Here is a 14,191-nt window from a genome sequence, read left to right on the forward strand (position 1 = left end):
ATGCGCGCGACGAATACGCCGTGTCGGTTGGCTATCGGTCGGAGGTTGTGTTCAGCGAAAAGCTGGATCTGGGCGGTTGCTTCTCTACTACGCGCCATCGGGCCCGACGCTGTAGATGCAACAAACGATCTCGAACGTTGTGGCGTTCGAGATCGTTTGTTTTAACGTTTCGTTTCTTCGCTGTTGCCGCTTTCGACGCGCTGCCTATTGCGACGCGCTGCCGTCGGCGGAAGGCGCTGCAATCATCGCGACGCCGCAGAACCAGCCATCGGATGCAGGCTCACGCGCTTGCCATTGCGCGCGTTTGCCCAGCACGTTATCGCATTGCGCGGGCGGCACGAGGTCTTGCGTCGTGGCCGTGCATTGCTGGACGTCGCGGCTGAACGCCTGCGAATCGAATGCCTTCGGCTTGTCGGCGGGCTTGCTCACGGCGGCCAGATCCGTGTCGACGGGCCGCGGCGCGCGCGGTTCGTCCGGCGATGGCGTGTGCAACTGCTCGCGGATCTCTTCGATACGCGTCGTGTACCAGTCGGTCAGACACGCGACATCCCTGCAGTTTTCTTCGCGCCATGCCCATTTGCTGTCGCTCTCTTTTCTGTACGCGCGACGATCGGCGGCTTGTCGCTGGGCGAGCTTGAACAGCTTGCCCAGTTCGTCGTCCGCTCTGGACAGACCATCGTCGTGGCAGATCAGCGTCTCGGCCGGCGAATGCGCCTTCGCGCAGTTGAAGCTGGTGGCATGCGCGCTGGTCATCGCAAGCAGGCCGAGCGCGGCTACGGTGGATCGGTTGAGCTTCATCGGAATGTAGATGGCTAGTGACACACGACAACGCAAGTGACGGCGCTGATGCCCGCCGCCGCGCCGACCAGGCCGCCGAGCATGAAGGTCTGAAGCGACGTCGCGCATCCTTGCAGACACAGGATGACCGCGAGCAGGATGGAAGCAGTGGTAAAGCGCATTGGCCCCTCGATGCAGATAGTCTCGATCCGCAAGCATAGGTGCCGTGCGCGCGCGCATTCAGGCGAGCAACGGGCGATAAAGCCGATTGCTTACGAGAAGTTGCGCACCCGTCAGGATGTGGAAGAGATAGCGCGCTGAGCAAGCGCGAAGCATGCACAAACGTTCAAGACTGAGCGCCGCCGTGCGCGATACGCTGGATTCCGTACGGTAGATCCGGGTATTCAGCGCGAGGGCGACATGACGACTTCCACCACGGCAACCACGTTAACCAGGCCTCAGGTGCTTCCTCAGATTCGCGAAGCGGTTTATCCGGGCGATACCGCGCCGCTCGTCGAGATCGTTCGTGAATACGTGAGATGGCTCGATATGGACCTGTCGTATCGCGGCTTCGAAGAAGAGATGCAGTCGTTCGAGCAAACGTATACGTTGCCTTCTGGCATGTTCCTGATTGCGGAAACCACGGCGGAGATAGCGGGCTGCGTGGGGCTGTTGCGCCATTCGGATGAGGTCGCCGAAGTGAAGCGCCTTTACGTGCGCTCCGCATACCGTGGGCTTGCGCTTGGGGAGACGCTCATGCATGCGTTGATCGACAAGGCAAAGTCGCTGGGCTACGCAAAGCTCGTGTTAGATTCCGTACCTCAAACGGCTTTCGCGCAACGACTCTACGAGCGTTTGGGTTTTACCGAAACGTCTCCGTACTATGCGAATCCCGTTCCCGGTACGCGCTTTCTCGAACTCGTGCTCTGAGGCGCAAGAGGGCGCGCGCCACGAACGTTCATTACGCACGCTTGCAAGGAGCCTATGTCGTCGGCCAACTCACTGCTTCTTTATGTGGACGCGCAATTCGCGAGTCCGTATGCGATGTCGGTTTTCGTCGCGCTTCACGAAAAGCATCTGACTTTCGACATGCGCACCGTCGATCTGGGCCGTCATGCGAACAACGAGCCGGATTACGCCGCGACTTCCGTCACGCAGCGTGTGCCGACGCTGGTTCACGATGGGTTTGCGGTGTCCGAGTCGTCGGCGATCACCGAGTACATCGACGACGCTTTCGAAGGCACGCCGCTTTATCCGGTGGATAGAAAACAGCGCGCGCGGGCGCGCCAGATTCAGGCATGGCTGCGCAGCGACCTGATGCCGATTCGCAGCGAGCGGCCGACAGAAGTGGTGTTCTACGGCGCGCAAGGCGGGGCGCTCTCCGCCGTCGCGCGCAAGTCGGCCGACAAGCTCTTCGCGGCTTGCGATGCATGGCTCGCGCCAGGCGCACAGTCTCTGTTCGATGAATGGTGCATTGCCGATGTCGACCTCGCGTTGATGCTCAATCGCCTCGTGCTGAACGGCGACGACGTGCCGAAACATCTCGCCGATTACGCGCGACATCAATGGCAAAGGCCGTCCGTGCAACGCTGGGTCCAGTTGCAGCGGCCACCCCTTTAACGCGTGGGCTGCGATTTGTTTCCCACATAAAGGGAGTAAACGGTTGCATTCGCAACATAAGTTGCATTGAATGCAAGCTGCCCGCACCGCGAACGTCAAATGTGAAACAAAACAGGCCGGCTGGCATTGACTGCCTGACTGTGAGAATTGATGTGAAGTATTAACCTCAGGCGTTTGCTGCCGTTATACATCGGCAGAGTGACCGAACTGGCCTGAGTGAATAATGCTTTTCTCCCCGACGGAACAGACGTCCGACGCCGGATTTAGAAGCCGGTTTCACCGACGTTCGCTGGAACATCAGCGACCCCTTTCGACCGTGACGATGGCGTTTACCGTCGTCGCGTACATCGCCTTCGCTTTCGCGCGCAGCCTCGACGCGGGACCAGCCGTGCCGCTCGTATGGCGGCTCGCGTGCGCGATCGTGCTCGCGTTGCTGGTCGCCGCGATTCCGCGGACCAGTAGCACCCGGGTATTCGGCGGCATCGGCGTCGCGTACACGCTCGTCCTGCTGGCGGGGCTCGCGTTGAATGTGGTCGGGCTCGAAGAGCCGTTGTTATGGGCGCTGCCGGCGATCGTGGTGATCTCCGTGTGCGCGGCGCCGCTGTGGCTCACGCCCGCGCACTTCTGCATCGGCACCGCGCTGTTCTACGCGGCGGGCACGCCGTTGCTGCTGAGCCTGCCGGACCCGCACGGCGACGTCAGCGTCGTGTGCTGGATGTGGATCCTGATCGCGGTGCCGACCTCGGCCGTGTTTCACCTCGGCTTCTACTGGTTCCGGCGCAATCACTTTTTGCTCGAAGACCGGCTCGCGCGCCTCGCCGCCACCGATCCGCTGACAGGCCTGCAGAACCGCCGCGCGTTTCTGGAGCAGGCGGCGCTGCGTCTGTCGAAGCTGGATAGCGGCGCGAAGGTCAGCGCGATTTTTCTCGACATCGACTACTTCAAGTCGCTCAATGACCAGTTCGGCCATGCTGTCGGCGATCAGGCGCTGTCGGACGTGGCGCGCGTGCTGAAGGAGCTGACGGCGGCGGCCGATATCGTGAGCCGTATCGGCGGCGAAGAGTTCGCGCTGTTGCACGACGCAGCGCTGCGTCCCGCCGCCCAACTGGCCGAAACGCTGCGCGCGGCGATCGGGCGCATCGCGCGTCCAGATGGGCAGTTGAGCGCGAGCTTCGGCGTCGCGGAATATCGGCCGGGCGAAAGCGTGATGGCGCTGCTCGACCGCGCGGACGAGGCGCTGCTGCGCGCAAAGTATTCGGGGCGCAACCGCGTGTGCGCGGAACGCGCGACCCTCGTCGATCCGGTGCGGCTGACATGGACGCACGTCCGCGCGGGCGACGACACGGCGCAGCCGATCCGCCAGCAATGGGACGACTTCTGGCTGACCTCGCATTTCCAGCCGCTCTACAGCCTGTCGCACCAGAAGCAGGTCGGCTTCGAGGCGCTGTTGCGCGGCGAGCGCGAGGATGGCGCGCAGGTGCCGCCCGTCGAGCTGTTTTCCCCCAAGCCATTCACCGATCAGGGCGAGCTGGACCGCACCAGCCACGCGCTGCATCTGAGCAATGCGCGCCGCCTGATACCGGACGACGCGTGGGTCTTCCTCAACATCCTGCCCGCCACCTTCGTCGCTGACGGCTATCCCGACCAGCTCGCGGAGATCGCGCGCTCAGCGGGCATTCCGTCCGATCGCGTGGTGCTCGAACTGCTGGAGTCGCACGGCGGCAGCGTGGACGATATGTCGCGCGCGGCGGGTCAATATCGCGATCACGGCTTCCTGATTGCCGTCGACGATTTCGGCGCGGGCCATTCGAACCTCGACCGGCTGCTGCGCATCCGGCCCGATCTCGTGAAGCTCGACGGCGAATTGATCCGCGCGAAGAGCCCCGGCGCGGATCAGCCGATCCTGCCGAAGCTCGTGTCGCTGCTGCATCAGGCGGGCATGCTCGTGGTCGTCGAAGGCGTCGAAACCACGGAGCAACTGATTCTCGCCGTCGAATCGAATGTCGATTTCGCGCAGGGCTATCTGCTCGGCCGTCCGGCACCGACCGTGACGCCGCCCGATGCCGTGCATCGGCGCATCGATCACGCGTTCGACGTGATCGCCGAAGGGCGCGCGCATCAGCATGCGTTGTTCGAATCGGAAGTGCGACCTTACCGGCAGGCGCTCGACGCGGGTGTCGATGCGTGGCTCAAGGGCGTGCCGCTCAACGACGCGTTCTACGATCTCGCGCAAATGGAGCTATGCATCAGCTGCTTCGTACTCGACGACACGGGCCGGCAAATCGGGCATGAAGTGTCGGGCAAGGCGTCTGTGATCGACGGCGGTTCGCTGCATCCCGTCGCGAATCCACGCGATGCGCGCTGGGACCACCGGCCGTATTTCCGCAATGCCGTGCTGCGGCCGGGCGTGCCCATCACGAGCAGCCCGTATCTGTCGCTGGCGAGCGGCAGGCCGTGCATCGCGGTGACGGTCGCGTTGCAGTCGGCCGTGGGACGCTGCGTGGTCGGCGCGGAGCTGGACTGGTCGCTGCAGCGTCTGCCTTGGCCGACGGCCGAGCATTGGTGATGCAGGAGTTATCGGAAGGCCGGTTCGTCGCTCGATGAATGCAGTTGCGAGAGCAGCGCGCAGGCCTGTTGGTGGAGGTCGGAAGCCGTTGGGCGAAGCGCGAAACGCGTCGATTCGGGCAGCCGCGCAAAGTGCTTGCCTGTGCTGCGCGCATACGCGGGGTCGTAGTGCAGATCGATCAACTGCTCGAATAGCTCGACACGGCGGTCTTCGTCGATCATGTTGTGCCATTCGCCGATTCGCGCGCGCCCATGCAATTCGACGAGCCGCGCGAGTTGCGACTTGAAGAGGTCTCGGTCGTCGAACAGGTGCGCATAGTCCTGCAGCAGCAGGCGGATGCGCTCGTCGCGCTCCGTCACCACGGCGACACACGAGCCGCGACGGATCTGTTCCGTCAACGAAGCGGGCAACGCAATGGACCCGATGCGCCGGCTTTCCGCTTCGACGAACACGGGCTGTTTCGCGTCGAACCTGCGCAAGGTGCCGACAAGCGCGGTATCGAATGCTTTTTGCGAGGGTTGCGGCTCATTGGGCAGCATGCCGAGAATCGAGCCGCGATGCGCGGCCAGCGCTTCGAGGTCGAGGGTTTGCGCATCGGCCCCCGCGAGCGCGTTCAGCAGACGCGTCTTGCCGCTGCCCGTGTGGCCCGCAAGCACGATGTAGCGGAACTGCTGTGGCAGCGTGTCGAGGAGTGTGACGACATTGCGGCGGTAGGTCTTGTAGCCGCCGTCCAGTTGCCGCGCGCGCCAGCCAATCAGATTGAACCACGTCGCCATCGACGCGGAACGCTTGCCGCCGCGCCAGCAGTAAATCAGCGGACGCCAGTTGCGCGGACGGTCCGCGAAGGTCGTCTCCAGATGCGCGGCGATGTTGCGCGACACCATTGCGGCGCCTTGCCGCGTCGCCTCGAATGGCGACACCTGCGCGTACATCGTGCCGATGATCACGCGCTCCTCGTTGGACAACACGGGCGCGTTGATCGCGCCGGGAATGTGGTCCTCGGCGAATTCGAGCGGCGTGCGGACGTCGACGATTTCATCGAAGTCCGCGATCTGGTCGAGCGGGACGAGAAGCGAGTTCAAGGGCTGAAGCCAAAGGCCGCCGCGGCGCGGCGTATCGACCGATTATCGCATGTCGGGCTGTTTTTCCCGTCCGCGCCCGTCCGCGCCCGTCCGCGGCCGCAGGCGGCGCTCGCGTGCAAATACCTCACGTTATGATGTAAAGTAACGGAAAGCGATGTAAGCTGAAGGTGTGGAGGCGCAACATGTCGATTTCGTCGGTATTGCAATGGTGTTTCGGAACCCAGCGGCATCATATGGGACTCGACCACGGCAACGGTGAATCGGGCGACGAGCGGCGTTCGCCGGAACGGCAGGAGGAACAGCGAGTACTGCTCGACGAACTGCGTCGGCAGGCGTATCTGCGCGATCTGTTGCGGCTCACGTGCGCGGATGTGATGCGCAAACCGCCCGTCACGGTGTCAGTCAGTGAAACGATTGGCGGCGCGCTGGCGACGCTGGACGCGCACCATATCAAGCTGCTGCCCGTGGTCGATGGAGAGGGGCGCCTCAAGGGCGTGGTCACGCATGTCGATCTGCAGCCGCTGGACGAAGTGCTGCCTTTTCTCAAGCTCGCTTCCGACACCGTCGCGCCCGAGAGCGAAAGGCGCGAATGGCCCGTCACGACGGTGATGTCGAGCCACGCGCAGCACGTCGATGCGACGGCGCCGCTCATGGAAGTCATTCCGCTGTTCACGAAGAACGGCCATCATCATCTGCCTGTCGCGGATGAGGACGGGCGCGTCGTCGGCATGCTGACTCAGGCCGATATCATGAAGATCATGTACGGCCATCCGGGCGGCTTGTAAGCGCGCCATCTGTTGGACGTCACGCGCTCAGCCGGCGCAGCGGTTCGCCGCGCGCGGCCAGTTCCACGATCGCCTCGCCGATCGCGCCACCAATCAGGATCACGGCCGGGCTGGCAATCTGTTGCGCCGTCGCGCGCGCCGCGATGTCGCCGAGCGGCGCGCAAACCCGCTTCTCGCGCGACGTGCCTGCCCACTGCACGACGGCAGCGGGCGTATCGGGTGCTAGCGTCTCGCCCAATGCTTCGCTGATGCTGTCGATACGGCTCGCGCCCATGTAGATCGCGAGCGTCATGCCCGTCGCCGCGAGCTTCGCCCAGTCGGGCTCGGTGCCGTCGCGCAGGTGCGCGGTCACGAAGATCACCCCCTGGCAATGATCGCGATGCGTGAGCGACACGCCAAGCGAGGCCGCCGCCGCGAATCCCGATGAGATCCCGTTGACGATCTCGACGTCGATCCCTGCGTGCCGCAGATCCGCGATCTCTTCACCGGCGCGGCCGAACAGCAGCGCGTCGCCGCCCTTGATGCGTACCACGTGCTTGCCTTGCAGCGCGTAGCGGCGCATCAGGCGCTGGATGAACGCTTGCGGCGTCGACTTGCAGCCGCCGCGTTTGCCGACCTTGACGACGCGGGCATGCGGCGCCTTCAGCGTCGCGATCTCGTCGTTCACGAGGTCGTCGATCAGCAGTACGTCGGCGGCTGCGATCGCTTTGGCCGCCTTGAAGGTCAGCAGATCGAGGTCGCCGGGTCCTGCGCTGACGAGTGTGACTTTGCCCGTGTTCATTCTGTTCTCCATCGCGTGATCGTCGATCTCTGGCCGCCAATGCAAAACGGCGTCCCGTCCGTGCATGCACGAAGGGGACGCCGCTGTCCTGTGTGATCCTGCTGTCAAGTAATTCGATGCCGGCGCCTTTGCCGGCGAAGCAATTATTGCAAGAACGAGGCCAGTGTTCGCATGCCCAGCTTCCATGCGGATATGAGGCATAGCAGGCTGCGTCGGCGAGAGCGGGCGCGCACCCGCACAGTGCTGCGACGCACCACGAACGTGCCGTGAGGCATCACGATGAATCGCTTCTCGTCGCTCCGCTGAGCGTGGAAGCATCCTCTGACGCTTGCCACGCATCGCGTCCGGCCATGTTCGCGCGCATGGCACACAGCTTGCGTTGTCAAACTGCCGCGGCGTCGACGACGACCCGCGTCGCATCAAATTTTTCAGGCTTCGAATTGGACAACGGCGTCCCTTCTATCCGGTTTTCGAACCGGACGGTCGGGACGCCGTTTGCGTTTACTGGCACGCGTTCTTCGCGTTGCATTGCCTAGGACATCTGGAGACGAAATGAAGCAGCGCATCTCGACGTTGATCGAATTCTTCGCGGGAGAAAGGGCGTCGATAGTTTCGCATGTGACGGATGACGAAGACCGTCAGCGGCATGGCGCCTGCATTCGTCCCGAACGGCTCAGAGGGCGTCGCGGTTCGCGTGCGCGGATGCCTCGCGCCATGGCGCACAGGCAGGCAGCGACGGCAAGTTGCGGTTGCTAGACCCGCCGTCGCGGGGACTGATTTCTCGACCCAGAATGGACATTGACACAAATCGACATTTCGAATTTGCGCTGTGACTACATTGTGTTTTTTTGCAATCCCGAACACCTTCGGATGACACACAATGGACACCACACAACACACGAACGAGATCGAGCAGAACTACGACGACAACCCTTACTACTCATTCTCCTATGAGCAGTCCGCGCCGGAACACCTTGCCGCCGTCGCGCATGTGTTCGGACTGTCCGCGCCCGATGTGAGCAAGGCGCGCGTGCTCGAACTGGGTTGCGCGGCAGGCAGGAATCTCATTCCGTTCGCCGTGCGCAATCCCGGTGCGCGCGCGATCGGCGTCGATCTCTCCAGCGCGCAGGTGAAGGAAGGGCGTCAAAACATCAAACGCTTGAAGCTGAAGAACGTCGAGTTGCGACAGCAGGATCTCACGACGCTGGGCGAGGTGGACGGGAAGTTCGACTACATCATCTGTCACGGCGTGTATAGCTGGGTGCCGCAAGCCGTGCAGCAGGCTATCTTGCGCATCTGTAGCGAGAACCTGTCGGCGGACGGCATTGCTTACCTTGGCTACAAGACGTATCCGGGATGGAAGTCGCGCGAGATCGTGCGCGATGCGATGCTGTTGCGCGCCGGCGGACTGAAGGGCGCTGGCGAACGTCTCGCGCATGGACGCGGCATGCTCGATTTTCTTCGCGAGCATGCAAGGAAGGACAGCGTGCTGGCGCGTGCGGTCGAGCAGGATCACGAGATGGTCAACAACAGCGACGCGGGCTTCTCCGCCTATGTGAATCACGACTATCTGGCATTGTCGAACGCGCCGTGTTACTTCCAGGACTTCGCGAAACGGATCGACGAGCACGGGCTCGCGTATCTCGCCGATGCGAACCTGCCGTCGATGTTCGCGTCCAATTACGGCGATGAGATTGGGCGGCTGCTGCTGGCGGAATGCGGTCACAGCCAGGTGCTGACCGAACAGTATCTGGACTTCGTGAGCGACCGGGCGTTCCGGACTTCGCTGATCGTGCATAAGGAACGCGCTGGCGGCATCCAGTATCGCGTCGAACATGAGCGTCTGCGCAAGTTGCATCTCGCCGCGTCGCTGAAGTGCGCGGACGACGACGTCCGCATGGACGACTCTCCGCAGCGTTTCGACGCCGAGAACGGCAGCTCGATCATATTGAACCATGCCATCGACAAGATCGCCGCGATCGAGCTTGAACGGGTGTGGCCATTCACCATGAGCTTCGACGAGTTGAAACGCAATGTGCGGACGCGTCTGGGCAACGATGCAGCGCTGCCCGATAGCGACATCGAAGCGCGGCTCGACGTGTTCTTCAACGCAATGGTCGTCAGAGGGCTGGGCCGTTTCCGGCTTCATCCGTTGACGCGTAGCTCAGGCAATGCGCGCTTGCATGCCGCTGTGCGCAACTATCCTGCAGGGCTTCCGCGAGGGCAAATGGCGCACACGTTCAATCCCTGGCATCAACCCGTCCAGATGGATGCGGTCACGCAGTTGCTGTTACCCCATATCGATGGCAGCCGCAACGAGACTGATCTACTTGGAATACTGTCGAAAGCGGTCAAGGAGGGCGCGTTGACCGTTTCGCGTCCGGCGGGTGAAAACGACGAAGCGGACGAACGCATCGTGCTGGCGCGCGAACTGAAGCGCGCGCTGAAGCGGCTGTGCGCGTGAGCGTCGGCATCGTCGGACTCGAAACACGTGGGAATGTCTGCTACTGTTGACTGATTCGTCAACGGGTCGTGTCCAGCGCGCGGCCCATCGTTCATCGCAGAGGATCGTCATCATGCAGACATTGGAATGTGTGTTGCCCGCCGCCGCCGCGCTCGGCGAATGTCCGCGCTGGGACGAGCGCCGCGCGAAGCTGTGGTGGGTCGATATCAACGCGCCCGCGCTGAATTGCTTCGATCCGAAGACGGGCGAGAACACCGCGATTCCGATGCCCGAGAACATTGGCTGCTTCTCGCTGACCGAGGACGATGGTTTCATCGCGGGCATGCGCACGGGCATTTTTCTGCTCGATGCGAAAGGGCAGGTTGTGCGCAAGCTGTGCGCGAATGCCGAGAATCCCGCCACAAGCCGCTTCAACGACGGCCGTTGCGACGCGCGCGGACGCTTCTGGCTCGGCACGCTCGACGAGCCGAAGGCGGGCGATGCCGCTGCCCTGTATCGCTATGCGAACGGCGCATTGACGAAAATCGACGCGGGCCTGCTCACGTCGAATGGCATGGGGTTCAGCCCTGACTATCGCTGGTGCTATCACTCGGATACGCCGCGCTTCAAGATCTACCGTCATCCGTACGACATCGACAGCGGCGAGGTCGGGCCGCGTGAAGACTGGGTGAAGTTCCAGCCGACGCCGACGGATCGCGGGCGTCCCGATGGCGCGTCGGTGGATAGCGAAGGCTACTACTGGTCGGCGTTGTATGAGGGCGGGCGCGTCGTGCGTATTTCGCCCGAAGGCAAGGTCGTCGAAGAACATCCGCTGCCCGCGCGCTGTCCGACGATGTGTACGTTCGGCGGCGACGATCTGCGTACGCTCTACGTGACGACGGCGCGTGGCGGGCGTCCCGCGGAAGAGATCGAAAAGTTTCCGCAATCGGGCGGCGTGTTCGCGATGCGCGTATCGGTGCCGGGGCTGATCGAAAAGCGCAGTGCGTTGCGCGTGAAGGAATAAGCGCGCGTCGTTGCATCCGTCGCGGAAGGATGGGGCGTATGGCGCTGCCGTTATCATATGCGCCTGTCCATGAACGCGACCGAACCCATCAGCATGTCGAGCACTCCACGCATCACCAGGCGCGTCTCCGCAACACGCAGCACGCTCGCGGGACCGCCGCGCATGTCCGACGTCGCGGCGCTGGCGGGCGTATCGAAGATGACCGTGTCGCGCGTGCTGGCTGGCCGCGGCGTCGCGCCCGCGACACGCGAACGCGTGCAACTCGCGATCGACGAACTCGGCTACGTCGCGGACGCTGCGGCGGGCGCGCTGTCCTCCGGGCGCTCGGCGTTTGCCGCCGTGTTCGTGCCGTCGCTGGCCAGTTCCAACTTCTCCGACACCGTGCGCGGACTCACGGCCGCGCTCGAACCGCACGGCCTGCAACTGCTGATCGGCGACACCGACTACGACCTCGAACGCGAAGAGCGGCTCGTGCGTTCGATGCTGCGCCATCAGCCGCGCTGCATCGCGTTGACGGGCGCGCAGCACACGCCCGCGACGCGCGAGCTGCTGGTGCGCTCGGGTGTGCCCGTCGTCGAGATGTGGGACTTGCCCGCGACGCCGATCGACGCGGCCGTAGGTTTCTCCAACGCAAAAGCGGCACGCGAAATGGTGCGCTATCTGGCCGGGCGCGGCTATCGGCGGATCGGCTTTCTGGGCGGCGCAAGCGAACTCGACAGACGCGGCATGGAACGCCTGAAGGGCTATCTGCAGGAAGTGAAGGCGCAGGGTATGGGCGAGCCGCGCGTCGTACGATTGGGCGAGTCGCCCATCACGATGAGCCACGGCGCGCCCGCGCTCGAAGCGCTGTTGCAGCAATGGCCCGACACGGACGCCGTGATGTGCGTGAGCGACATGTCGGCGTTTGGCGCGATCATGCAGTGCCACCGGCGCGGCCTGTCGGTGCCCGGCGATATCGCGATTGCGGGCTTCGGCAACTTCGAAATGGCCACGTGCTGCACGCCGACCATCACGACGGTTTCCGTCGACGCATACGGCATCGGCACGCGCACGGGCGAAACGCTGCTGGCCGCGCTTGCCGAAAACGACGGTGCAGCGCGTCATGCATCGGCGCGCACATCGACGCGCAAAAGCGTGAAAATCGACTACGCGGTGATCGCGCGCGAAAGCGCCTGACGCTTGTCGTTGTGGCCTTTCGTGTCGCGCGAGTGCCGTGCTACCATGATCCGATGTTACCGATAACGTGCCGTACGTGATGCGCCTTTGACGCGCGATGCGAGCGAAGCAACGACGGCACAAGCAAACATGGAGACACGAGATGACGGAGAACACGCAAGCACGTCGTCTGCGCAGCCAGGAATGGTTCGACGATCCCTCGCACGCGGACATGACCGCGCTCTATGTCGAGCGCTTCATGAATTACGGACTTACCCGCGAAGAGTTGCAGTCGGGCCGGCCGATCATCGGCATCGCGCAGACGGGCAGCGATCTCGCGCCCTGCAATCGTCACCACATCGAACTGGCCGCGCGCACGAAGGCGGGCATCCGCGACGCGGGCGGCATCCCGATGGAATTTCCCGTGCATCCGCTTGCCGAACAGAGCCGCCGCCCGACGGCCGCGCTCGATCGCAATCTCGCGTATCTCGGCCTCGTCGAAATCCTGCATGGTTTTCCGCTCGACGGCGTGGTGCTGACCACCGGCTGCGACAAGACCACGCCCGCCTGTCTGATGGCGGCCGCGACCGTCGACATGCCCGCTATCGTGCTGTCGGGCGGTCCGATGCTCGACGGCTGGCATCAAGGCAAGCGGGTCGGCTCCGGCACCGTAATCTGGCACGCGCGCAATCTGCTCGCGACGGGCGAGATCGACTATGAAGGCTTCATGGAACTGACGACGGCCTCGTCGCCTTCCATCGGACACTGCAACACGATGGGCACCGCGCTGTCGATGAACAGCCTCGCGGAAGCGCTCGGCATGTCGCTGCCCGGTTGCGCGAGCATTCCCGCTGCGTACCGCGAGCGCGGGCAGATGGCGTATGCGACGGGCAAGCGTATCGTCGAGATGGTCCGCGAAGACCTGAAGCCCTCGCGCATCATGACGAAAGAGGCGTTCGAGAATGCGATCGTGATGGCGTCCGCGTTGGGTGCGTCGAGCAATTGCCCGCCGCATCTGATCGCGATTGCGCGGCATATGGGCATCGAATTGAGTCTCTCGGACTGGCAGCATGTCGGCGAACAGGTGCCGTTGCTCGTCAATTGCATGCCCGCGGGCGAATATCTCGGCGAGAGTTTTCATCGCGCGGGTGGCGTGCCTGCCGTCATGCACGAACTGTGCGAAGCGGGCCTCGTACACGAATCGTGTAAGACTGTATCGGGCCGGACGATCGGCGATATCGCAGCGCGTTCGGTGACCGGCGATCGCGACGTGATTCGCACGACAGCCGAGCCGCTCAAACATGGCGCGGGTTTCATCGTGCTGTCGGGCAACTTCTTCGATAGCGCGATCATGAAGATGTCGGTGGTCGGCGAGGCGTTCCGGCAAACCTATCTGAGCGAGCCGGGCCACGAGAATACGTTCGAAACGCGCGCGATCGTGTTCGACGGTCCCGAGGATTATCACGCGCGCATCAACGATCCGTCGCTTGAAATCGACGAGCACTGCATGCTCGTCATTCGCGGCGCGGGAACGGTCGGTTATCCGGGCAGCGCGGAAGTGGTCAACATGGCGCCGCCTGCGGAACTGGTGCGCCAGGGCATCACGTCGCTGCCTTGCATGGGCGACGGACGGCAAAGCGGCACGTCGGCGAGTCCGTCCATTCTCAACATGTCGCCGGAAGCGGCCGTCGGCGGCGGTCTTGCGTTGTTGCGCACGAACGACCGCATTCGCGTCGATCTCAACGCGCGCAGCGTGCAGTTGCTCGTCGATGAGGAAGAGTTGGCGCGCCGCCGCGCAAGCATGAAGTTCGACATTCCGGCTTCGCAAACGCCGTGGCAAGAGTTGTATCGTCAGACGGTCGGGCAGCTTTCGACGGGCGGCTGCCTCGAACCTGCGACGCTCTATCTGAAAGTGATCGCCGAGCGCGGCAATCCGCGGCATTCGCATTGACCAACGA

At 63.4% G+C, this 14,191-nt stretch carries 12 protein-coding genes; 8 read left to right on the forward strand and 4 right to left on the reverse strand.

What is annotated here, in order from left to right; genetic code table 11:
* Nucleotides 1–204 precede the first annotated feature (204 nt).
* Both C2L65_RS19520 and C2L65_RS46160 read right to left on the reverse strand, forming a co-directional pair.
* Nucleotides 205–798 carry a lysozyme inhibitor LprI family protein gene (locus C2L65_RS19520; protein ID WP_042312744.1) on the reverse strand — a complete coding sequence of 198 codons (594 nt, stop codon included), beginning with the start codon at nucleotides 796–798 and terminating at the stop codon, nucleotides 205–207.
* A 14-nt stretch (nucleotides 799–812) separates the two neighbouring features.
* On the reverse strand, nucleotides 813–959 hold the full coding sequence (locus C2L65_RS46160; RefSeq protein WP_165576551.1) for a hypothetical protein: 147 nt from the start codon (nucleotides 957–959) through the stop codon (nucleotides 813–815).
* 238 nt (nucleotides 960–1,197) lie between these two features.
* Between C2L65_RS46160 and C2L65_RS19525 the strand changes: the two genes are divergently transcribed.
* The 3 genes from C2L65_RS19525 to C2L65_RS19535 all read left to right on the forward strand — a co-directional run bounded on the left by C2L65_RS19525 (nucleotide 1,198) and on the right by C2L65_RS19535 (nucleotide 4,963).
* On the forward strand, nucleotides 1,198–1,707 hold the full coding sequence (locus C2L65_RS19525) for a GNAT family N-acetyltransferase (RefSeq protein WP_042312742.1): 510 nt from the start codon (nucleotides 1,198–1,200) through the stop codon (nucleotides 1,705–1,707).
* 54 nt (nucleotides 1,708–1,761) lie between these two features.
* The gene (gene yfcF / locus C2L65_RS19530) at nucleotides 1,762–2,397 is read left to right on the forward strand and encodes a glutathione transferase (RefSeq protein WP_042312738.1); all 636 of its coding nucleotides are present in this window, start codon (nucleotides 1,762–1,764) and stop codon (nucleotides 2,395–2,397) included.
* Between the two features lie 223 nt (nucleotides 2,398–2,620).
* A complete protein-coding gene (locus C2L65_RS19535; protein ID WP_042312736.1) occupies nucleotides 2,621–4,963 on the forward strand; it encodes an EAL domain-containing protein in 2,343 nt (780 codons plus the stop codon).
* A gap of 8 nt (nucleotides 4,964–4,971) precedes the next feature.
* On the opposite strand, the gene mnmH is transcribed toward C2L65_RS19535, so the two are convergent.
* On the reverse strand, nucleotides 4,972–6,045 hold the full coding sequence (gene mnmH, locus C2L65_RS19540) for a tRNA 2-selenouridine(34) synthase MnmH (protein ID WP_042312733.1): 1,074 nt from the start codon (nucleotides 6,043–6,045) through the stop codon (nucleotides 4,972–4,974).
* A 182-nt stretch (nucleotides 6,046–6,227) separates the two neighbouring features.
* Between mnmH and C2L65_RS19545 the strand changes: the two genes are divergently transcribed.
* Nucleotides 6,228–6,830, forward strand: coding sequence for a CBS domain-containing protein (locus C2L65_RS19545; protein WP_042312731.1), 603 nt, complete (start codon nucleotides 6,228–6,230; stop codon nucleotides 6,828–6,830).
* Nucleotides 6,831–6,849: 19 nt separating this feature from the next.
* On the opposite strand, the gene cobA is transcribed toward C2L65_RS19545, so the two are convergent.
* Entirely contained in the window at nucleotides 6,850–7,611 is a 762-nt protein-coding gene (gene cobA / locus C2L65_RS19550) for a uroporphyrinogen-III C-methyltransferase (RefSeq protein WP_042312797.1), read from the reverse strand.
* Nucleotides 7,612–8,491: 880 nt separating this feature from the next.
* On the opposite strand from cobA, the gene C2L65_RS19560 reads away from it, so the two are divergent.
* The 4 genes from C2L65_RS19560 (at nucleotide 8,492) to C2L65_RS19575 (ending at nucleotide 14,184) form a co-directional block, all read left to right on the forward strand.
* The gene (locus tag C2L65_RS19560; protein WP_042312729.1) at nucleotides 8,492–10,075 is read left to right on the forward strand and encodes a methyltransferase regulatory domain-containing protein; all 1,584 of its coding nucleotides are present in this window, start codon (nucleotides 8,492–8,494) and stop codon (nucleotides 10,073–10,075) included.
* A gap of 112 nt (nucleotides 10,076–10,187) precedes the next feature.
* Complete coding sequence (locus tag C2L65_RS19565; protein ID WP_042312725.1) at nucleotides 10,188–11,078, forward strand: SMP-30/gluconolactonase/LRE family protein; 891 nt, start codon at nucleotides 10,188–10,190, stop codon at nucleotides 11,076–11,078.
* Nucleotides 11,079–11,240: 162 nt separating this feature from the next.
* Nucleotides 11,241–12,254 carry a LacI family DNA-binding transcriptional regulator gene (locus tag C2L65_RS19570; RefSeq protein WP_042312722.1) on the forward strand — a complete coding sequence of 338 codons (1,014 nt, stop codon included), beginning with the start codon at nucleotides 11,241–11,243 and terminating at the stop codon, nucleotides 12,252–12,254.
* A gap of 142 nt (nucleotides 12,255–12,396) precedes the next feature.
* Nucleotides 12,397–14,184, forward strand: coding sequence for an IlvD/Edd family dehydratase (locus C2L65_RS19575; protein WP_042312720.1), 1,788 nt, complete (start codon nucleotides 12,397–12,399; stop codon nucleotides 14,182–14,184).
* Nucleotides 14,185–14,191: the final 7 nt, after the last annotated feature.

This window comes from Paraburkholderia terrae (genome assembly GCF_002902925.1).
Taxonomy (GTDB): Bacteria; Pseudomonadota; Gammaproteobacteria; order Burkholderiales; family Burkholderiaceae; genus Paraburkholderia; species Paraburkholderia terrae.